This window comes from Acidaminococcus timonensis, assembly GCF_900106585.1.
GTDB classification, from domain to species: domain Bacteria; phylum Bacillota; class Negativicutes; order Acidaminococcales; family Acidaminococcaceae; genus Acidaminococcus; species Acidaminococcus timonensis.
Map to the genome: position 1 here is coordinate 456326 of NZ_FNWH01000006.1, position 21132 is coordinate 477457.

General features: G+C 56.1%; 21 protein-coding genes and 1 other annotated feature (1 of these 22 running past the window's edge). Of the genes, 18 read left to right on the plus strand and 3 right to left on the minus strand.

What is annotated here, in order from left to right:
- Positions 1-77: 77 nt before the first annotated feature.
- On the minus strand, positions 78-953 hold the full coding sequence (locus tag BQ5462_RS05990; RefSeq protein WP_071142474.1) for a phosphoribosylaminoimidazolesuccinocarboxamide synthase: 876 nt from the start codon (positions 951-953) through the stop codon (positions 78-80).
- A 319-nt stretch (positions 954-1272) separates the two neighbouring features.
- On the opposite strand from BQ5462_RS05990, the gene BQ5462_RS05995 reads away from it, so the two are divergent.
- From BQ5462_RS05995 to BQ5462_RS06045, 11 genes are all read left to right on the plus strand, one after another.
- Positions 1273-1542, plus strand: a complete 270-nt coding sequence (locus BQ5462_RS05995) for an ACT domain-containing protein (RefSeq protein WP_071142475.1) — start codon at positions 1273-1275, stop codon at positions 1540-1542.
- 17 nt (positions 1543-1559) lie between these two features.
- Positions 1560-2921 carry a PFL family protein gene (locus tag BQ5462_RS06000; protein ID WP_071142476.1) on the plus strand — a complete coding sequence of 454 codons (1362 nt, stop codon included), beginning with the start codon at positions 1560-1562 and terminating at the stop codon, positions 2919-2921.
- Position 2922: 1 nt separating this feature from the next.
- Positions 2923-3552, plus strand: a complete 630-nt coding sequence (nth, locus tag BQ5462_RS06005) for an endonuclease III (RefSeq protein WP_071142477.1) — start codon at positions 2923-2925, stop codon at positions 3550-3552.
- 51 nt (positions 3553-3603) lie between these two features.
- Positions 3604-5130: a hypothetical protein gene (locus BQ5462_RS06010; RefSeq protein ID WP_071142478.1), complete on the plus strand. Its 1527-nt coding sequence runs from the start codon at positions 3604-3606 to the stop codon at positions 5128-5130.
- A 12-nt stretch (positions 5131-5142) separates the two neighbouring features.
- Entirely contained in the window at positions 5143-5544 is a 402-nt protein-coding gene (locus BQ5462_RS06015; RefSeq protein WP_071142479.1) for a hypothetical protein, read from the plus strand.
- Between the two features lie 292 nt (positions 5545-5836).
- Positions 5837-7018 (plus strand): acetyl-CoA C-acetyltransferase, encoded by a 1182-nt coding sequence (locus BQ5462_RS06020; RefSeq protein ID WP_071142480.1) that lies wholly within the window; start codon positions 5837-5839, stop codon positions 7016-7018.
- Between the two features lie 75 nt (positions 7019-7093).
- Positions 7094-8245, plus strand: a complete 1152-nt coding sequence (locus BQ5462_RS06025; RefSeq protein WP_071142481.1) for an acyl-CoA dehydrogenase — start codon at positions 7094-7096, stop codon at positions 8243-8245.
- Positions 8246-8430: 185 nt separating this feature from the next.
- The gene (locus BQ5462_RS06030) at positions 8431-9288 is read left to right on the plus strand and encodes a 3-hydroxybutyryl-CoA dehydrogenase (protein WP_071142482.1); all 858 of its coding nucleotides are present in this window, start codon (positions 8431-8433) and stop codon (positions 9286-9288) included.
- 19 nt (positions 9289-9307) lie between these two features.
- Positions 9308-10096 carry an enoyl-CoA hydratase-related protein gene (locus tag BQ5462_RS06035; RefSeq protein ID WP_071142483.1) on the plus strand — a complete coding sequence of 263 codons (789 nt, stop codon included), beginning with the start codon at positions 9308-9310 and terminating at the stop codon, positions 10094-10096.
- Between the two features lie 61 nt (positions 10097-10157).
- Positions 10158-11261, plus strand: a complete 1104-nt coding sequence (locus BQ5462_RS06040; RefSeq protein ID WP_071142484.1) for a glycoside hydrolase family 3 N-terminal domain-containing protein — start codon at positions 10158-10160, stop codon at positions 11259-11261.
- A gap of 80 nt (positions 11262-11341) precedes the next feature.
- On the plus strand, positions 11342-12715 hold the full coding sequence (locus BQ5462_RS06045; RefSeq protein WP_071142485.1) for an aminopeptidase: 1374 nt from the start codon (positions 11342-11344) through the stop codon (positions 12713-12715).
- 87 nt (positions 12716-12802) lie between these two features.
- On the opposite strand, the gene ilvD is transcribed toward BQ5462_RS06045, so the two are convergent.
- Both ilvD and BQ5462_RS06055 read right to left on the minus strand, forming a co-directional pair.
- The gene (gene ilvD, locus BQ5462_RS06050) at positions 12803-14470 is read right to left on the minus strand and encodes a dihydroxy-acid dehydratase (RefSeq protein ID WP_071142486.1); all 1668 of its coding nucleotides are present in this window, start codon (positions 14468-14470) and stop codon (positions 12803-12805) included.
- A 96-nt stretch (positions 14471-14566) separates the two neighbouring features.
- Positions 14567-16306 carry an Rqc2 family fibronectin-binding protein gene (locus BQ5462_RS06055; RefSeq protein WP_071142487.1) on the minus strand — a complete coding sequence of 580 codons (1740 nt, stop codon included), beginning with the start codon at positions 16304-16306 and terminating at the stop codon, positions 14567-14569.
- A 103-nt stretch (positions 16307-16409) separates the two neighbouring features.
- On the opposite strand from BQ5462_RS06055, the gene BQ5462_RS06060 reads away from it, so the two are divergent.
- From BQ5462_RS06060 to BQ5462_RS06090, 7 genes are read left to right on the plus strand one after another with little or no spacing between them, the layout of a single operon-like run.
- Positions 16410-17033: a hypothetical protein gene (locus tag BQ5462_RS06060; protein ID WP_083378092.1), complete on the plus strand. Its 624-nt coding sequence runs from the start codon at positions 16410-16412 to the stop codon at positions 17031-17033.
- A 10-nt stretch (positions 17034-17043) separates the two neighbouring features.
- Complete coding sequence (locus BQ5462_RS06065) at positions 17044-17940, plus strand: YicC/YloC family endoribonuclease (protein ID WP_071142489.1); 897 nt, start codon at positions 17044-17046, stop codon at positions 17938-17940.
- Between the two features lie 16 nt (positions 17941-17956).
- Entirely contained in the window at positions 17957-18241 is a 285-nt protein-coding gene (remA, locus tag BQ5462_RS06070) for an extracellular matrix/biofilm regulator RemA (protein ID WP_071142490.1), read from the plus strand.
- A complete protein-coding gene (gene gmk / locus BQ5462_RS06075; RefSeq protein WP_071142491.1) occupies positions 18234-18878 on the plus strand; it encodes a guanylate kinase in 645 nt (214 codons plus the stop codon). The genes remA and gmk overlap by 8 nt, the downstream gene beginning before the upstream one ends.
- Positions 18879-18893: 15 nt before the next feature.
- Complete coding sequence (gene rpoZ / locus BQ5462_RS06080; protein ID WP_071142492.1) at positions 18894-19127, plus strand: DNA-directed RNA polymerase subunit omega; 234 nt, start codon at positions 18894-18896, stop codon at positions 19125-19127.
- Between the two features lie 16 nt (positions 19128-19143).
- On the plus strand, positions 19144-20346 hold the full coding sequence (coaBC, locus tag BQ5462_RS06085; RefSeq protein WP_071142493.1) for a bifunctional phosphopantothenoylcysteine decarboxylase/phosphopantothenate--cysteine ligase CoaBC: 1203 nt from the start codon (positions 19144-19146) through the stop codon (positions 20344-20346).
- A gap of 48 nt (positions 20347-20394) precedes the next feature.
- A complete protein-coding gene (locus tag BQ5462_RS06090; RefSeq protein WP_071142494.1) occupies positions 20395-20868 on the plus strand; it encodes an LURP-one-related/scramblase family protein in 474 nt (157 codons plus the stop codon).
- Positions 20869-21001: 133 nt separating this feature from the next.
- Positions 21002-21132 (plus strand) — a binding site (T-box leader) (it continues 116 nt past the right edge of the window).

Consider the following 21132-nt stretch of genomic DNA (forward strand, 5'->3'; position numbering starts at 1 on the left):
AGCGTCAGCTGGCTTCCATCGGCTAGAGACTAGTGACGGGGTGTGAAAAAGCATTTTTTCACACCCCGTTTTTATGCTTACTTGCTGAACTTTTTGCCTGTCAGCAATTCGTAGGCTTCCTTGTATTTGGCAATGGTCTTGTCGATGACATCCTGGGGCAGCAGGTAGTCGCTGTCCGGGTTGGCCTTCAGCCAGTCACGGACGAACTGCTTGTCGTAGGAAGGCTGGCTCTTGCCGGCTTCGTAGCCCTTCAGCGGCCAGAACCGGGAGCTGTCCGGGGTCAGCATTTCGTCGCCCAGGACCACGTTGCCCTTTTCGTCCAGGCCGAATTCGAATTTGGTGTCGGCGATGATGATGCCCCGATTGTACGCATAGTCGGCACATTTTTTGTACAGGTCGATGGTGGCATCTTTGATGGCCTTGGTGTATTCAGCGCCTTTGCCCGGGAATCTCTTTTCCAGGTAGGTCACGCACTGTTCTTCGGTGATGTTTTCATCGTGATCGCCCAGTTCTGCCTTGGTGCTGGGGGTGAACAGCGGTTCAGGCAGCTTCTGGCATTCTTTCAGGCCTTCGGGCATCTTGATGCCGCAGACGGTACCGTTTTCTTTGTAGGATTCCCAGCCGCTGCCGGTGATGTAGCCACGGACGATGCATTCTACGGGAATCATGTTCAGCTTGCGGCATTTCATGCTCTTGCCGGCGAATTCCGGGGTACGGAAGAATTCGGGCATATCCGCCGGATCCACACTGATCATGTGGTTGGGGATGATGTCCTTCGTCAGGTCGAACCAGAATTTGGACATTTGGGTCAGGACGGCACCCTTGTCCGTAATGGTGTTCTTCAGAATGTGGTCGAACGCGGAGATCCGGTCGGAAGCCACCATGATCAGGCTGTCGCCCAGATCGTAAATTTCACGTACTTTCCCAGATTTAACGGGTTTGTATTCCTGCATGATCCATCCTCCTTGAAAATAGACAAACAAAATTCCATATCCCTATCATATCACAGGAATGGTTTTTAGTCGAATGATTTTATAGGAAAAGTTTTTAATGTTTGTTTCAAATGATACAGGGGAAAATCGGGAAATGGCCGTTGGAAACTCAGTCTATTTCCCGACAGGGAAGAAACATCCACCGACAGCGGAATTTTGTAAAAAAACCGTGGAATGTTCAGTGTCCGTTGAAGAGAAGCGGTTTTTATCGTATAATAGATTGTAAACTCCCGTACAACTACAATTTTGGAGTCTCTCAAAAACAGAAAGGATGTTTTCTATGCGTATCGTTATGACTATCGTTGGTGTGGATAAAGTGGGTATCATTGCAAAAGCCAGCACCCTGCTGGCAGACAACAATGTCAATATCCTGAATATCAATCAGAATATCGACAACGGCTTCTTCAACATGGTCCTGATCGGTGACCTGGACAATGCCAAAGTGTCTGTACAGGACCTGAAGGAAAAGGCGTCTGCCCTGGGCAAGAGCCTGGGCCTGGAAATCCGTGTCCAGAGTGAAGAAATCTTCACCGCCATGCACCGCATCTAAGGAGGCAGCGACAATCCATGTTCTACGAAATCAAAGACGTTTTGGAAACCACCCGGATGATCACCCAGAACAATCTGGATGTGCGGACCATCACCATGGGCATCAGCCTGCGGGACTGCGCCGATCCGGATGTGAACGTATGCGCACAGAAAATTTACGATAAGATCACCACGAAAGCCAAAGATCTGGTGAAAGTGGGCGAGGAACTGGAAGCGGAACTGGGTGTGCCCATCATCCACAAACGGATTTCCGTAACCCCGATTTCCATCGTGGGCGAATCCTGTAAAACCGATTCCTTTGTCCCCCTGGCCAAGGCCCTGGATGATGCAGGCAAGGCGGTGGGCGTCAACTTCATCGGCGGCTTCAGCGCCCTGGTGGAAAAAGGCTATACCCATGGGGATCGCACCCTGATCCAATCCATCCCCGAAGCCCTGGCCACCACGGACATTGTCTGCTCTTCCGTGGCCATCGGTTCCACCAAGGCCGGCATCAACATGGATGCCGTGAAGGAAATGGGCGAAGTGGTGAAGGAAACGGCCCGGCTGACGGCTGACCAGGATGCCCTGGGCTGCGCCAAACTGGTGATCTTCTGCAACCCGGTCCAGGATAACCCGTTTATGGCCGGTGCTTTCCACGGGGTCACGGAACCGGAAACGGTGATCAACGTGGGCGTATCCGGCCCCGGGGTGGTGAAACATGCCCTGGAAGCCGTCCGCGGCCAGGATATCGGCGTGGTGGCAGAAACCATCAAGAAGACGGCCTTCAAGATCACCCGGGTGGGCCAGCTGGTGGCCCAGGAAGCGGCCAAACGGCTGAATACCCAGTTCGGGATTATCGATCTGTCCCTGGCTCCTACGCCGGCTGTGGGCGACTCTGTGGCCCATATCCTGGAGGAAATCGGCCTGGAATCCTGCGGCTGCCCGGGTACTACGGCGGCGCTGGCCATGCTGAACGATGCGGTGAAGAAGGGCGGCCTGATGGCTTCCAGCTATGTGGGCGGCCTGAGCGGTGCCTTCATCCCGGTGTCGGAAGATGCGGGTATGATCGCGGCAGTGGAAAAGGGTTCTCTGACCATCGAGAAACTGGAAGCCATGACCTGCGTATGCTCCGTGGGCCTGGATATGATCGCAGTGCCCGGCGATACCACGGCGGCCACCATTTCTGCCGTCATCGCCGACGAAGCGGCTGTGGGTATGATCAACAACAAGACCACTGCTGTCCGGCTGATCCCTGTGCCGGGCAAGAAAGTGGGCGACAAGGTGGAATTCGGCGGTCTGCTGGGGTATGCGCCCATCATCTCCGTGAACCCGTTCAAACCGGATGTGTTCATCAACCGGGGTGGACGGATCCCGGCACCGATCCGGAGCCTGACCAACTGATATGCGTAAGAAAGAAAGGATCCAGGCCGTCCTCAAAGGCCTGGAAGAGACGTACAAAGGGCAGGGGACAGCCCTCCACTACCATTCGCCCTTTGAGCTTTTGGTGGCGGTGGTGCTGTCGGCCCAGTGCACGGACGAGCGGGTGAACAAGGTGACGGCCCGGCTGTTCCCGGAGTATGATACCCCGGAGAAGCTGGGCAGCCTGACCCAGGAACAGCTGGAGGGAAAGATCAGGGACTGCGGTCTGTTCCGCTCCAAGGCGAAGAATATCCTGGGATTGTGTCACAAACTGGTGGAGGAGTTCCATTCGGAGGTCCCCCGGGATATGAAGAGCCTGATGAGCCTGCCCGGCGTGGGACGGAAGACGGCGGATGTGATGCTGAGTGTGGCCTTTGGCCAGCCGGCCATCGCTGTGGATACCCATGTGTTCCGGGTGGCCCACCGGCTGGGGCTTTCCACAGGAGAGACCCCTCTGGCGGTGGAACAGGATCTGATGAAGCTGATCCCCAGAAAGCAGTGGGGGGAGGCCCATCACTGGTTCATCTGGCACGGCCGCAAATGCTGCAGGGCACGCAAACCTGAATGCACGGCCTGTCCTGTGGTGGATGTCTGTCCCTCCCGGATCCTGTAACAGGGAAGAGCTGTGCTGACAGCCCTTCCGGAAGAAGCAAGGTGAACCATAGTGGCGAATGTCTATGACGCAATCGAAGAATTTTACCGAAACGATGCAGGCTGGGAACAGGTGATCCCCCAGGCGGATATGGAAGCCTATTTCCGGCATCTGGCCTGGCACGGAATCTGTGACCGGGAACTGCAGCACCGCTGGGAACTGCTGGTGATGCTGTGCATCTATATCGAGAATGCTGAAATGACCCTGGACGAGATGACGGAGGACAACGTGATCGACATGGTCTCCTGGTGCGGCCGGAATGTGGTGGACTATCAGATCAGCTATGATTCTGTACGGGATTTCCTGGACACGGTGGGCACCTTTTTCGTGTTCCTGAAGCAGCAGGGGAAGCTGGAGAGTTCTCTGGCGCCCTACCTGGCCCGGGAACAGCTGCTGAAGGATGACGGTACCCTGGCCATCATCGACAGGAACGGAAACTACCTGCCCGGAGAAGAGAAACGGGAACGGAAAAGTGCCCCACCCTCGGAGGGGCGGGTCTTCCTGAACGCCGGAGAATCCCTGAACGGGCTCATGGGAGAGATCCATCAGTTCTTCCAGAAAGAGGAATTCAACCTGGATTTCGAACGGTCAGTGACCCTGTACGAGTATTCCCAGGGAGTCCTGGATGTGGAAAACGACGGAATGGACCGGTTCTGGCGAGGTTACTGGGACTACTTCCTCTTCGATTACCATCTGATCGAAGGGGATATCATCCCCCTGGAATATTTCCGGCGCCATGGGAACAGTGCCTATCCCCAGCTGGTGAACGAGCTGTGCATGGGCTTCCTGTCCATCTTCACCATTGAGGAAATGGTGGATGAGGACCGGTTCGTCTGCCGGGATTTCCTTACCGGAGAGCCTTATTTCCTGGCTTTTCCCCTGGAAGGGGATGCTCCTCTGGAAGATCGGGTGTACATGGGCCATGTGTTCTACAACCGGAGCATGGGCATGAACTATCTGCAGACCTTCGTGCTGAAGCCTCTGGCCCGGAAACGGCTGCTGGAAGTGCTGAACCAGTGCCGGGACTGGTACGATGTGCAGCGGCCAGGAGTGGACTGGGCGGAATTCCTGGAACGGGAATCCGTGGTGTGCCGGACCATCCTGCGACAGATCAGCCAGAACCCGGCGGGCTGCAGTTTCCCCTATACCACCCGCCAGGACAGATACCAGCCCCGGCCCCTGCCGGAGAAGCTCACCGTGGTGGAGAAACTGGCCCAGGAGCTGCTGCTGGTCAGCGGCCGCAGCGACTACGACGTGGAACTGGTGCGGCATATGTGGCAGGATTTCCTGGCACGGGAGCCCTTTGTGGGCGGTTTCGAACCCCAGGTGTGGGCTTCGGCTCTGCTGGAGAATTTCCTGGAAATCAACGAGAAACGGGCGGCCCAGAAGAAGCCCTTTTTCCTGGAGACCTACGGGGTCTCCAACCAGAACCTGAACCGGGCCTATATGGAAATCCGTACCCAGCTGAAGCTGGAGCCATCGGACCCCCGGTATCTGGACGAGCTGGGCTTTCTCATGCTGTTTTCCAAGTTTGTGTAGGAGTAATACACCATGATTTGTAAGCATTGCGGATTGGAATACCCCGATGACCTGGATGCCTGCCCCGGCTGCGGAGCCTCCAACGACGATGTGGAAGCCCAGGTGCTCAGTGAGGAGGAACGCGACTCTTTCAGCGGGGTGACCATCGAGACCGGCCCGGAAGAGAGCAGCCGGGACGATTACAGGGTGTACGACCAGGAGGACCTGCGCCGGAAGGAGCAGCAGCAGGCCAGGAAGGCCCGATGGAGACGGATATGGGATCTGGTGAAACTGAACGGACGTGCCGTGCTGGTGCTGGCCCTGATCATTTTCTGTGTGATTTTCCTGCTGCCGACCTTATTGGGGTTTGCCCTGATCGGCCTGGGGGTGTTCCTGGTCCTGACGATCTTTCGCAAATATTTCTCCGGATGGTAACCAGATGGAGGACTGTCGGGCCGGTACATTGGGCCGGTCAGACAAGGGACAAACGGTCTTCCAGAAATGGATTTAACAAAGTGCTGATTTTACCTTGTTTTTTGGTAAACTACGAAAACATTGAAAATGGGTTGAGTGTGCGTTATAATTAGTGTATAATCAAACACATAAGTAAAGCCTGATTGCAATACTTTCTTTTCGATCTGTGTGATGGCGGATCAGGCTTATTTCCATCCGTCATTTCATCGATACAATCATTGTTTCAAATCAAATCAAGAAGGGATGGTTTGTTATGCGTGAAGTTGTAATTGCAAGTGCTGTAAGAACGGCCATTGGCAAGTTCGGCGGCAGCCTGACTCCCCTGTCTGCTCCGCAAATGGGTGCTGTGGTCATCAAGGAGGCTCTGAAGAGAGCCAATGTGAAGCCTGAACTGGTGGATGAAGTCATCATGGGCAACGTCCTGCAGGCCGGGCTGGGCCAGAACCCTGCAAGACAAGCTGCTATTTTTGCCGGTCTGCCGGTGGAAGTACCTGCTTTTACGGTCAATAAGGTTTGCGGTTCCGGGCTGAAATGCGTGGAACTGGCTGCCCAATCCATTCTGGCCGGTGACAATGACATCGTAGTGGCCGGTGGTATGGAAAGCATGTCCAACGCTCCGTTCACGGTTCCCGGCAAAGCTCGCTGGGGCATGAAAATGGGCGACCAGAAGATGGTGGATGTGATGATCCGCGATGGTCTGTGGGATGCATTCAACGACTATCACATGGGCATCACTTCTGAAAACGTGGCTGAAAAATTCGGCGTAACCCGGGAAGACCAGGATGAAGTGGCCTGCCGTTCCCAGGCCAGAGCCATTGAAGCCATCAAGAACGGTGCTTTTAAAGAAGAAATCGTTCCTGTAACCATTAAAACCAAAAAAGGCGAAAAAGTCTTCGATACCGATGAATTCCCCAGAGAAGGGACGACCATGGAAGTCCTGGCCAAACTGCGTCCGGCCTTCAAAAAAGGCGGCACTGTTACGGCCGGTAACGCTTCCGGCCTGAACGACGGCGGCGCTGCTCTGGTCATCATGAGCGCTGACAAGGCCAAAGAACTGGGAATCAAACCCATGGCCAAGATCGTTTCCTATGCTTCTGCCGGTGTGGATCCTGCCATCATGGGCATCGGGCCCATCCCTGCAAGCCGTAAAGCTCTGGCCAGAGCCGGCAAGGAAGTCAAGGACATGGATCTGGTGGAAGCCAACGAAGCTTTCGCTGCCCAGACCGTAGAAGTGGGCAGAGAACTGGGTCTGGACTGGAACAAGACCAACGTCAACGGCGGCGCCATTGCCCTGGGTCACCCCATCGGCTGCTCCGGCGCCCGTATCCTGGTAACCCTGCTGTATGCTCTGAAACACAGAGACAAGAAGTGGGGCCTGGCCACCCTGTGCATCGGCGGTGGCATGGGTACGGCTGCAGTCGTCGAAATGCTGTAATCCATTCAGGGAGCGATGCTTCCTGGATGCGGAGCTCCCTCTAAATTTCTATTAGGGAAAAGAGAGGTATACACCATGGATTTCAATCTGACGGAAGACCAACAAATGATCAAAGACATGGCCAAGGATTTTGCTGAAAAATTCCTGGCTCCTACGGTAGAAGAAAGAGACAAGAACCACACCTTCGATCGCAACCTGATCAACAAGATGCTGGAAACCGGTTTCGGCGGCGTTTGCTTCCCCGAAGAATACGGCGGCATGGGCCTGGATGTCCTGAGCTATATCCTGGCTGTGGAAGAACTGTCCAAAGTGGATGATGGTACGGGTATCACCCTGTCCGCAGATGTTTCTCTGTGCGCCACTCCTATCGCTCTGTTCGGTACGGAAGAACAGAAACAAAAATACCTGACCCCGATCTGCGAAGGGACCCATCTGGGTGCTTTCGGCCTGACCGAACCTTCTGCCGGGACCGATGCTTCCGCCCAACAGACCACTGCGGTCCTGAAGGGTGACAAATACATCCTGAACGGCTCCAAGATCTTCATCACCAACGGTAAAGAAGCTGATACGTATGTCATCTTCGCCATGACCGACAAGAGCCAGGGTGTACATGGTATCTCCGCTTTCATCGTAGAAAAAGGCATGCCCGGTTTCCGCTTCGGCAAACTGGAAGATAAGATGGGCGGCCACACCTCCATCACCGCTGAACTGATCTTCGAAGACTGCGAAGTTCCCAAAGAAAACCTGCTGGGCAAAGAAGGCGAAGGCTTCAAGATCGCTATGGAAACCCTGGATGGCGGCCGTATCGGCGTAGCTGCTCAGGCTCTGGGTATTGCTGAAGGCGCTCTGGCTGCTGCTGTGAAATACTCCAAAGAACGGGAACAGTTCGGTCGTCCGATTTCCAAATTCCAGGCTCTGCAATTCATGATGGCTGACATGGCCACCAAGATCGAAGCTGCCCGGTATCTGGTTTACAACGCAGCCATGCTGAAACAGGAAGGCAAACCCTTCTCTGAAGCGGCTGCCATGGCTAAATGCTATGCTTCCGATATTGCCATGGAAGTGACCACGGATGCTGTACAAATCTTCGGCGGCTATGGCTACACCGTTGACTATCCTGCTGAACGGTATATGCGTAACGCCAAGATCACCCAAATCTACGAAGGCACCAACCAGGTTATGCGGATCGTAACCTCTCGTGCTCTGCTGAGAGACAAAAAGAAATAATTCCATCCCCTTCCTGTGAGAGGACGGCTCAAGGGCTGGTATATTGCCAGCCCTTGCTTTACAAATACTGGAATCTTCAAAGCTTGACATTTTCAGAAGCTGGCAGTTCCGGAGCAATCCGCATGCTGCCTGATTGATACGATTCGGGCTTCGGCCCGAAATGAAGGGTAAAGGAGATTGTTATCATGGAACTGAAGAAAGTTATGGTTATCGGCGCTGGCCAAATGGGCAGCGGCATTGCTCAAGTCATGGCTGCCCATGGGGTGGAAGTGACGCTGAGAGATATCAAACAAGAATTCGTAGACCGCGGCATCGCCAAGATTGAAAAAGCCCTGGATCACAGTGTAGCCAAGGGCCGCATCACTGAGGACGACAAGAAAGCCACTATGAGCCGCATCCATGGTGTTGTGGATCTGACTCCGGAAGCCTGCGATGTGCATATGGCCATTGAAGCCGCTACGGAAAACATCAAGATCAAACAAGGAATCTTCAAAGAACTGGACGAAAAGCTGCCGAAGGATGCCATCATCGCCAGCAACACCTCTTCTGTTTCCATCACCATGCTGGGTGCCGGCACTTCCCGTCCGGACAAATTCATCGGCATGCACTTCTTCAATCCGGCTCCTGTGATGAAGCTGGTGGAAGTGACCAAGGGCCTGGGGACTTCTGAAGATACCTTCAACAAAGTGTATGAACTGGCCAAGGCTCTGGACAAGAACCCTGTGAAAGTCCATGATGCTCCCGGGTTCGTGGGCAACCGGATCGTGATCCCCATGATCAACGAAGCCATCTTTACCCTGAGCGAAGGCGTTGCCAGCAAGGAAGACATCGATGCTGTGGCCAAACTGGGCTTCAACCATCCTATGGGACCTCTGGCTCTGTCCGACCTGATCGGTAACGATACGGTCCTGGCCATCATGGAAGTCCTGTACAAAGGCTTCGGCGATCCCAAATATCGTCCGGCTCCTCTGCTGAGAAAGATGGTGGAAGCTGGCTACCTGGGCCGCAAGACGGGTAAAGGGTTCTACGATTACAACAAATAATTGAAAGTGGGTGTCTGCCATGTACGAGTACAAGGATTTGCTGGTAGAAATTGCAGAAGATGGGGTGACCACCGTTTCTGTGAACCGTCCCAAATTCCTGAATGCGCTGGATACTCCCACGCTGTTGGAAATGAAGGATTGCTTTGGCAAACTGGCCACGGATCCGGCTGTCAAGGCTGTGATTATCCGTGGGGCCGGGGATAAGGCTTTTGTGGCCGGTGCTGATCTGAAGGCCATGAGCACCATGACGGCAGTGGAGGGCCGGACCTTCTCCAACCTGGGTCATGAAGTGTTCGATGCCATTGAAAAACTGCCGGTGGTGGCCATTGCCGCGGTTAACGGCTATGCCCTGGGCGGCGGCTGTGAACTGGCCATGGCCTGTGATTTCCGGTTTGCTTCCACCACGGCCAAATTTGGCCAGCCGGAAGTGAACTACGGGATCATCCCCGGGTTCGGTGGTTCCCAGCGCCTGGCCCGGCTGATCGGCAAAGGATATGCCAAGGAAATGATCTACACCGGGGCCATGATCGATGCGGAGGAAGCCCATCGGATCGGCCTGGTGAACCGGGTATGCAAACCGGAAGAACTGTATACCACCGCAGAAGAAGTCTGCCGGAAGATCATGAAGAAGGCGCCCATTGCCATTGCCTGTGCCAAGGATGCCATCAACAGAGGGCTGAACATGGACCTGGAATCCGGTCTGAACTACGAAGCCCAGGTATTCGGTACCTGCTTCGCAACGCTGGACCAGAAGGAAGGCATGAAGGCTTTCCTGGAAAAACGGAAACCGGTATTCATGAACAAGTAAGACCTTTTCAAGGCTGCCGCAACAAGGGTGCGGCAGCCTTTTTGTTTCAAAGGAAGATTGTATGAAGAAACTGATTGTCTGCCTGCTGGGGATTGGGCTCCTGGGGGCTCTGACCATGCTGCGGCCCATGCCCGGGCAGGAAAAACAGGAATCGGAAACTCCGAAAGATCCCATTGTGGAAAAAATCCACGCCATGACTCCATCCCAGAAAGCCGGCCAGCTGATGCTGGTGGGGCTGGAAGGCACGGAACCCAGTGAGGCTTTTGTCAAAGAGATGAAGCAGAACCAGTACGGGGGTGTGATCCTGTTCGACAGCAACCTGGCCTCGGCGAAACAGACCCGGCAGCTTACCGGAAAGCTCCAGAGCCTTTCCACGGAGAGCCGGCTGCTCATCGGTGTGGATGAGGAAGGGGGACAGGTGACCCGGATGAAAGGGTTCCTGGAACCGCCGCCCAGTGAGGCTGCCATCGGACGCACCGAAGATCCCCGACAGGCAGAGCAATGGGCCCAGCGGACGGCAGGAAAACTGAAATCCCTGGGATTCAACCTGAACCTGGCGCCGGTGGCAGATCTGGGCAGTGCCAATGAACGGTCCTACAGCCGCCATTCCGCCACGGTATCCAAGTTCGTGGAAGGGGCCCTGACCGGATACCGGAAAGCCCATCTGCTGGCCACCCTGAAACATTTCCCCGGGCTGGGAAAGGGACAGGCGGATACCCACCAGGATGAAGTGGTGGTGGACGCCAGTCAGGAACAACTGCTCCGGGAGGATGTAAAGCCCTTCCAGGATGCCATGGAAAAATTCCCGCCCCAGGTCTTCGCCATCATGGTGACCCATGTGCGGTATCCGGCTTTTGACAGGGCGCATCCCGCTTCTCTTTCCAAAGCCATCATGACGGATCTGCTCCGGGGAAAGCTGCAGTACAAGGGCATCGTCATGACCGATGACCTGGGGATGGGGGCCATCTCCAAACACGTGGGCATGGAACAGGCCGGTGTACAGGCCATCCAGGCCGGGGCGGATCTGGTGATGATCTGCCACAATCCGGAATGGATCCGTCAGGTGCACCGGGGCCTCACCAGGGCCATTGCAGAGGGCAGCCTGCCGGAAGATCGGGTGGAAGAAGCCCTGTACCGGGTGCTGAAAGCAAAGGAAGGGCTGTGAGACCGGTGAACGTTCCGGCCCCAGGCCTGTGGAATCAATGTACCGGACATGGATCGGTATTGTCAGAAGGAGAAAACAACATGGAAGAAACCTATAGCCGCAAAGAGCCTGTATGGGCTCGCATGAGCGAAAAAGAACGCCAGGCCGTCATGACCTATGGCGAAACCTATAAACATTTCCTGGACAAGGCCCGCAGTGAACGGCTGGCGGTGAAAGAAATCCTGGCCCAGGCTGAGAAGGCCGGCTTCAAGCCTCTGTATGACTGCAAAGAACTGAAAACCGGGGACAAGGTCTACTGGAACCAGAAAGGAAAAGCCTGCATCCTGGCCGTCATCGGCGAAGAACCGGTGCATGAGGGCCTGAAGATCGTGGGCTCCCATATCGATTCCCCCCGGCTGGACCTGAAGGGCAATCCGGTCCACGAACAGGATGGAGTGGTGTACTTCCGCACCCATTATTATGGCGGCATCAAGAAGTACCAGTGGCCCTGCATCCCCCTGGCCCTTGTGGGTGTGATCTATACAAAGGACGGACGCCAGATCGAAGTGAACATCGGCATGGATGAACAGGACCCGGTGTTCTACATTACAGACCTTTTGATCCACATGGCCCAGGACCAGATGAAGAAGACCCTGGCGGAAGGCATCACTGGCGAGCAGCTCCAGGCCATCATCGGCACCCATACGGACAGGGACGAAAAGGCCCGGGATGCCCTGCTGAAACTGCTGAAGGACACCTATGGGGTGGAGGAAGAGGATTTCACCACGGCTGAGCTGGAACTGGTGCCGGCACTGAAGAGCCGGGATGTGGGATTCGACCGTTCCCTGATTGCCGCCTACGGCCAGGATGACCGGGTGTGTTCCTATGCCAATCTGCAAGCCCTGCTGGAAGCCAAACCGGGGGTGAAGACACAGGCTGCCCTGTTTACCGATAAGGAAGAAATCGGTTCCTACGGCAACACAGGCATGCAGTCCTCTTATTTCGTGAAGTTCGTCATGAAGCTGCTGGCCCTGCAGAATCGGGGGACCCTGCTGGACTTCTACGAGACCATGGAAAACAGCGAGATGCTGTCTGCGGATGTGAACAGCTGCATGGATCCCATGTTCCCGGAAGTGACGGAAAAGGACAATTCGGCACTCCTGGGCTACGGCGTGGCCCTGACCAAATACACCGGGGCCCGGGGAAAAGGCGGCAGCAACGACGCCAACAGCGAGTTCATCCAGAAGGTACGGAAGATCTTCAATGAGGCCGGAGTGGCCTGGCAGATCGGCGAACTGGGCAAGGTGGACCAGGGCGGCGGCGGGACCATCGCCTTCATGCTGGCCGACTGGGGCTGCGAAGTGGTGGACTGCGGCACGGCCATGCTGAGCATGCATTCTCCCTATGACCTTTTGAGCAAGGCCGATGCCTACGAAACCTTCAGAGCCTATCAGGCGTTCTTCGAGAGCAAATGATTTTTGCATAAAAAGAACCCGTTCCCAAAAAAGGGAACGGGTTCTTTCCATAAGCTGCAGACTAGAGACTAGAGACTAGTGATTGCCTCAGTTGAATTTCAGCACAGCACCCTGTGCGGCGGAGGAAACCAGGTAGGAATACCGGGCCAGGTACCCTTTCTTCACCTTGGGAGCCGGGCAGACCCATTTCTCTCTCCGTTTGGCCAGTTCTTCGTCGCTGACCCGTACGTTCAGGGTCCGGTTGGGGATATCGATGTCGATGATATCTCCTTCTTCCACCAGGGCGATGTTGCCGCCTTCCCGGGCTTCCGGAGAAATATGGCCGATGCAGGCACCCTGGGTGGCACCGGAGAACCGGCCGTCGGTCAGGAGGGCAACGGATTTGCCCAGGCCCATACCGGTGATCACGGCGGTGGGGTTCAGCATTTCCCGCATGCCCGGGCCGCCTTTGGGCCCTTCATAGCGGATGACCACCACATCCCCCGGTTTGATCTGTTTGCCTACGATGGCTTCGATGGCTTCATCCTCGGAGTCGAATACCCGGGCAGGACCGGAGTGTTTCAGCATTTCCGGAGCCACGGCGCTTTCCTTGACCACAGAGCAGTCTTTGGCCAGGTTGCCCTTCAGCACGGCAATGCCGCCGGTTCTGCGCACCGGTTCCTCGTAGGTGTGGATCACTTCCGGACGAAGGATCCTGGCACCCTTGATGTTTTCGCCCACGGTCTTGCCGGTGACGGTCATGCAGTCTTCTTCAATGAGGCCGTGTTTGGCCAGTTCGTTCATGACAGCACGGATACCGCCGGCTTCCTGGACATCGATCATGTGGAAGGTGCCGCCGGGGCTCAGCTTGGTCAGGTACGGAGTCTTCTTGCTGATTTCATCGAACAGTTCCAGGGGCAGGTCCACACCGGCTTCATGGGCGATGGCCGGCAGGTGCAGGGCCGTGTTGGTGGAACCACCCATGGCCATATCCACAGTGATGGCATTGTGGAAGGCTTTTTCCGTCATGATGTCTCTGGGGCAGATGTTCTTTTTCAGCATTTCCATGACCTGTTTGCCGGCTGCTTTGGCCAGGGCGATCCGGGCGCCCTGATAGGCGGCCGGGATGGTGCCGTTGCCCGGCAGGCCCATGCCCAGGACTTCTGTCAGGGAGTTCATGGTATTGGCCGTGAACAGGCCGGCGCAGGAGCCGCAGCCCGGGCAGGCACAGTGTTCGATCTCGGACAGTTCTTCCTTGTCGATCTTGCCTGCTGCGAAACGGCCGGCAGCTTCGAATACAGTGCTGACACTGATGTCTTTGCCATGGTACCGGCCGGGGAGCATGGGTCCGCCGCTGACCACAACAGTGGGGATGTTCAGCCGGGCAGCAGCCATGAGCATGCCGGGGACGATCTTGTCGCAGTTGGGGATCAGCACCAGGGCATCGAAAGCGTGGCCGTTGGCAACGGCTTCGATGCTGTCAGCTACCAGTTCCCGGCTGGCCAGGGGATATTTCATGCCATCGTGGCCCATGGCGATGCCGTCACAGATGCCGATGGACGGGAATTCAATGGGAGTACCACCGTTTTCCAGCACGCCGTATTTCACGGCCTTGGCAATTCGATCCAGATCCATATGCCCCGGGATGATTTCGTTCTGGGCGTTGCAAATCCCGATCAGGGGTTTCTTCAATTCATCTTCCGTATACCCCATTGCATAGAACAGGGAACGATGGGCCGCGCGGGTCGTACCTTTTTTTACAATCGTACTTCTCATACTATTCCTCTTTTCTTCTTTTAAACCATTGCAGTTTTTTAAAGTTATAACGCTAAATCTAGCACGGAATGTAATGGCTGTCAACGAAAAAAGAAATCAATGATTTTTCTCGGGGACAGTTGTACAAGGTTTAACAAAAAGAGTGGTCTGACCTGTATAGATCACGAAACCGGGTTTGGCCCCGCTGGGCTTTTTCACCAGTCGTTTTTCCGTGTAATCCACCGGTACCCGGTCGGCTGCCTTCCCCCGGCTGAAGCCGGCAGCCAGACGGGCGGCCGTCAGGATGTCCTCTTCCCGGGCCTGGGGCAGGGTGGTCTTCAGGATTACATGGGAACCGGGCATGTTCCTGGCGTGGAACCACAGATCGCTGCCCCGGCCCAGCTTGAAGGTGACTTCATCGTTCTGCCGGTTGTTCTTGCCGATGTACAGGAAGGTTTCCGGAGTGAGCTGCACCTTCAGGGGGGTACTGCGTCCCTGGCTGGGCTGCTTCTTCCGGGGAGCGGGCAAAAGCCCCAGGGCAATGACTTCCTGTTTGATCTCGGCGATCTCTCCCTTGGTGGAGGCGGTGCCCAGGGAGACTTCCAGGCTTTGGAGGTATTCCAGCAGTTCCTCCGCCTCGTTCTGCTGCTGCTGGATCTCGCCCACGGCCCGTTTGAATTTATTGTACCGTTTGTAGTAGGCCTGGGCGTTTTCCATGGGGGTCAGTTCCGGCGCCAGCGCAATATGCAGGGGCTTGTTGTCATAGATGCTGTTTAGGGTGCATTTCGTCTGCCCCTTCTGCAGGGACCAGCCGTAGGTCATCAGGGTGTCGGCGATCACTTTCTGGGCATCGGCGTTTTCCGCCCGGGCCAGGTCCTGGGCCAGGTATTTCAGCTTCTTTTCTGTTTTGGCTTCCTGGGCGGCCACCAGTTTGGTGAGTACATCCTTGTCGGGGATCTGCACCGGCACCAGGGAGGCGCTGTAGGCCATGGCATCCAGCAGGGAGGGGAAGGACTGCTGTTTCCAGTCCGGATGGATATGGGGCACATAGGGCACCAGGTTCTTCATCCGGTTCCGGGGGTCGATCTGGGCGATGACCGTGGGATCGTTTCCTTCCAGCCGCTCTCTGATTTCCGTCTGCAGCCCGGCCAGGGTTTCTTCCAGCTTCCGGGCAGAGGAAAGGTCCAGCAGGTTCACCGGGCCTGTGATGCCGCTGCGCAGGGCCACTTCCTGGGCCGTGGCCTTGCCGATGCCCACGGTGGCAGTGATCAGGGCACGTACCAGGTCCACGTCTCCCTGGGCCACCACGGCCTGCCGGAGGGCGTTGGGACTTTCCTGCAGGAAATCCAGTCCCTCCTGGGCAGGCGGACAGGTGTAGGGCAGGTTGGGCAGAATCTGGCGCACCCGGCTCTGGGCCCGGGTCACATGGCGCAGGGCGTCCAGGATGATGCCGTTTTCATCGGTGAAGATGATGTTGCTGTTCTTGCCCGTCAGCTCCAGGATCAGCTTTTTGGTGATGATCTTCCGCTCGGCGCCGATCAGGTCCACGTCCAGGATCAGCACCCGGTCCAGGCCATACTGGTGCACGCCGGCGATCCGCCCTTCCTCCAGGTGCTTGCGCAGCAGCATGCAGAAGGCAGGGGGCAGGTCGGGCCGTTCGGGCAGGGTTTTGGGCAGGGTGATGAGCGGCGAAGCCCCATTCATATCGATGAGCAGGTTCCGGGTCTGGTTCAGGGCATTCACCTGCAGGAGCAGGGACGCCCGGCTGGGCATAAAGATCTTGAAAATCTTGCCGCCGCCCAGGGCCCGGGACAGTTCCCGGGTGAGCAGCTGCAGGGTGATTCCTTCTAAATTCATGGTTTCCTCCAAAATTTGCACGGCTTCGTTAAATTCGTTATAATATATAAGATTAGTATACCCATCAATGAACGTTCGGTCAAACTGTAAAGGAGAGGATACAATGAAGAAATTGGGTGTAGTGGCAGCGCTTTGCCTGCTGTTTTCCCAGCCTGCATTTGCCATGGTACCCCTGACCCCTAACGCGGTGCAGTCCGCCCAGGCGTACGGAGTGGAACGGAAAGGGGCGTCTCTCAGTGAAGTGCTGGCCCCCTGGACGGTTTATGACCGGAAACAGATGAATCCCTATGGACTGCGGGAACGGGTGGTGGTCTATACTCCGTATCTGACCGCCGCGGTGGATGCCCGCAGCACCGCCAATAACGGGGATACCCCTACGGTTGACCAGGGCATGAAGGTGGCCAAACAGTACGACGGGGTGCTGGCCCTGGGGGTGAACCTGAGCACCACGGTGAAACTGGACGCCAGCAAACTGAAGGTGAAGCTGTACCAGGGGCAGAACGTGCTGACTCCCTATTACAAGAACCTGAACTCCGCCAGCCAGCGGGATATGCAGGTGCTGAACAAGGTGAGCGGGGACCTGGAGGATGCCAATGTATGGGATCTGGAGTACTATGTGTATTTCGACCTGTCCAAGGTGAACCCGGCCAAGCCCATGGTGATGAATGCCTATGATGAATATGGCGGCACCCGGCAGTTCGTCCTGAACCTGGCCACCATGAACTGAGGTGGGGGCCATGGTACAGAGTATGACCGGCTACGGCCGGGGTACGGCAGAGGGTCCGGATTTTTCCTTCCGCATCGAGATCAAGACGGTGAACCACCGGTATACAGAGCTGAACCTGAGGATGCCTCGGTTCCTGAACCCGGTGGAGAACCGGATCCGGAAGCTTCTCCTGGGAAAGATCCAGCGTGGCCATGTGGATGTGTTCATCAATGCCAGCTACACGGGTACGGAAGGCCGCCAAGTTACGATTGACAAAGGGCTGGCAAAGGCTTATCATGATAGTTTGGAAGAACTTACGTCCCTGCTCCAGGTTCCGGCGGAACCCGGCAAGCAGGAACTGTTTTTCATTGCCGGATGTCCGGAAGTCCTGGTGCCTGAAGAGGCGGACCTGGACCTGGACGCCCTGTGGCCTGCCATGGAAGGGGCGGTGAACGAAGCCCTGGACCATCTGGTGGCTATGCGCCGCACGGAAGGGGAGAACATTTCCCGGGATGTGGTGGAGCGGATCGGGCGGATCACCGGGCAGCTGGAGAGCCTGCAGCAGCGGGCCCCGGAAACGGTGAAGGCTTATCGGGCCCGGCTGACCCGGCAGCTGAAGGAACTTCTGGCGGAAGCGGGCACCGGTCCTCTGGACGAGAGCCGGGTTATCCAGGAAACGGCCATTTATGCCGACCGGGTGAACGTGACGGAAGAGATGGTACGGCTCCATAGCCATCTGGATCAGTTCGGCCGTCTGCTGACAGAAGAAAAACCTGTGGGACGGCGGATGGACTTTCTGGTGCAGGAAATGAACCGGGAAGCCAATACCATCGCTTCCAAGGCAGGGGATGCCCAGATGATCCAGACTATCGTCGACATGAAAAGCGAAATCGAGAAAGTACGCGAGCAGATCCAAAATATTCAATGAGACTAGGAGAGAATTTATGGACATCAAATTGATCAACATCGGCTTTGGGAACATCGTATCCGCCCAGCGGGTCATCACCATCATCGGCCCGGAGAGCGCTCCCATCAAACGGATCATCCAGGACGGAAGAGACAAGGGTGTTGTCATTGATGCCACCTACGGTCGGCGCACACGGGCTGTGCTGATCATGGACAGCGGCCACATCGTGCTGTCGGCGCTGCAACCGGAGACCATCGCCAACCGGTTCAACCAGGATGGCCCGGAAGATGCGGCAGAAGAGAAGGAGGAAGAGAATGAATAAACCGGAAGGGATTCTACTGGTGCTCAGCGGCCCCAGTGGTGCGGGGAAGGGCACCATCTGTGCAAGACTGCGGGAAAAACGGGACCATATGGCATACTCCGTTTCCTGTACCACCCGTCAGCCCCGGAAAGGAGAAGTGGACGGGGTGAACTACTTCTTCAAGAGCCGGGATGAATTCGAGGAAATGATCCGCAACGGGGGTCTCCTGGAACACGCTTCTGTATATGGAAACTACTATGGAACCCCGCGGAAGTATGTGATGGACAAGCTGGCCGAAGGGCTGGATGTAATCCTGGAAATCGATCCCCAGGGCGCCCTGCAGGTGAAGAAGAGTTTTCCGGACGGTGTATTCGTATTCATCGTTCCCCCTTCCCTGGATGAACTGTCCAAACGGATCTACAACCGGGGCACCGACGCTGTGGACGTGATCAAACGCCGGTTGAGCGCCGCCACCAGCGAACTGGCCTACGCCTCCAAGTATGACTACATCGTGGTCAACGACGAAGTGGAAAAGGCCACGGACAAAGTCAGCAAAATCATCGATGTGGAACACCTGCGGGTGGGACGCACCTATTATATCGTCGACGAAATCTGCCACAACGGCACCTGTGACTGCGGGAAACCGCAGGAGAAGTAAAGGAGAGTATGCATTATGTCCATGATTGATCCCTCTATCGATTATCTGACTGACAAAGTCGGCAGCAAGTATGCCCTGGTGATTATGGCCTCCAAGCGGGCCCGCCAGCTGGTGAATGGGGCACCTGCCCTGGTGAAGTGCGATTCCAACAAGCCGGTTTCCATTGCGCTGAAGGAAATCGCCGAAGGCCTGGTGACCATTGCCACGCCGGAAGAAGTCAAGGAAATGGAAAAGACCAAACAAAAATAACCAAAGGAGCAGACCCATGCTGGAAGGGAAAAAAATTGCAGTAGGGGTGACCGGTGGCATTGCAGCCTATAAGGTAGTGACGCTGGTGAGCCGCCTGGTCCAGGCCGGTGCCCAGGTGCGGGTGATCATGACTGATGCGGCCACCCATCTGGTTTCGCCGCTGCTGTTCAAGGAAATCAGCGGCAATCCTGTTGCCACGAGCCTGTGGGCCGGCAATGCGGAATTCAACGTGGAACACGTGGCCATTGGACGCTGGTGCGATGTGATGGTGGTGGCTCCGGCCACCGCCGACATCATCGGCAAGATGGCGGGGGGCATTGCAGATGATCTGCTGTCCACCACCCTGATGGCCTGTGCCAAACCCAAGATCATCTGTCCGGCCATGAATACCAATATGCTGGAAAACCCGGCTACGGTGCGGAATCTGGAAACACTGCGCAGGGATGGGGTCACCATCATGCCCAGCGGGGCCGGGCACCTGGCCTGTGGGGTGAACGGATCCGGACGGCTGCCGGAACCGGAGGACATCAAGGCCTTCATCGATGCCTTCCTGGCCCGCCGGGAAGGGGATCTGCGGGGCCTGCGGATCCTGGTGACGGCTGGGGGCACCCGGGAAGCCATCGATCCGGTGCGTTTCATCGGTAACCGGTCCAGCGGCAAGATGGGCTATGCCATTGCCCGGGATGCGGCCCGGCGGGGTGCGGAAGTGACCCTGGTATCGGGCCCGACGGCCTTGCAGCCGCCCCGGAATGTGGCCTTTACCAGCGTGGAAAGCACCCGGGAGATGCTGGATGCAGTGCTGGGGGTGTATCCCAACGTGGACGTGGTGATCATGGCCGCAGCTGTGGCCGATTACAAGCCCCATCACCGGGCGGAGCAGAAGATCAAGAAGAACGATGAGACCCTGGAACTGTCCCTGGACAAGAACCCGGATATCCTGAAGCTTCTGGGGCAGCAGAAGGCCGGCCAGCTTTTGGTGGGCTTTGCGGCCGAAACCCAGAATCTGCTGGAGAATGCGGCTGCCAAGGTGAAAAAGAAGAACCTGGATATGATCGTGGCCAATGATGTGACCATGAAGGGGGCCGGTTTCAGTACCGATACCAATGTGGTGAAACTGCTGTTCCCTGACGGCACCATCAAGGGCCTGGATCTGATGACCAAGGAAGAAGTGGGGAACCACATCCTGGATATTGTGAAAGAAAAAACGGGCTGCCGGTGAGGCGGCTCGTTTTTTGTGGTATAATGGCGAAAAAAGGAGGAGATATCCATGAAGCTTCTGTTCAAACAACGGATCTTTTCCTGGTTCGACAGTTACGATATCTACGATGAAGATGGCAACACGGTGTTTGTGGTGAAGGGGCAGCTGGCCTGGGGCCACAAATTGAAGATCTATGATGCCCAGGGCAGGGAAGTGGGCCTGGTGCGGGAAAAGATCCTCACGTTCCTGCCGGCCTTTGAGCTGTACGAAAACGGGAAATATATCGGCCGGATCAAAAAGAAGCTCACCCTGTTCAGCCCGGGGTTCGACATCGATTTCAACGGCTGGCAGGTGGACGGCAACCTGCTGGAGTGGGATTATACCATCAGCGACGCCCAGGGAGAATGGGTGGCCACGGTGAGCAAAGAGCTGTTCCATCTCAGTGACACCTACGTGCTGGAAATCGGCGACCCGCAGAACGCCCTGTACGTGCTCATGTTTGCCCTGGCCATGGACGCCGAGAAGTGCAGCCGGGAGAAATAGGAAATCTGCAACATCTGATACAGTTATTTAACCCATAAAAAATATTTTTCTTTTTCCTTGACAATTCCCGAAAGCGAATGTAGTATGTAACCATACTTTTTAAAGAAAGCAATCAAAACTTCACATCCCTTTGTGAAATCTGATGATGGGAAAGAGTACTTTTTGACGAGCTCATGCAGAGAGCCGGTGGGTGGTGCGAACCGGTTGGGACCCAGGAAGGAAAATCCTCCCGGAAGAGAAGCGCTGAAGCAGGTCATTAAGCGC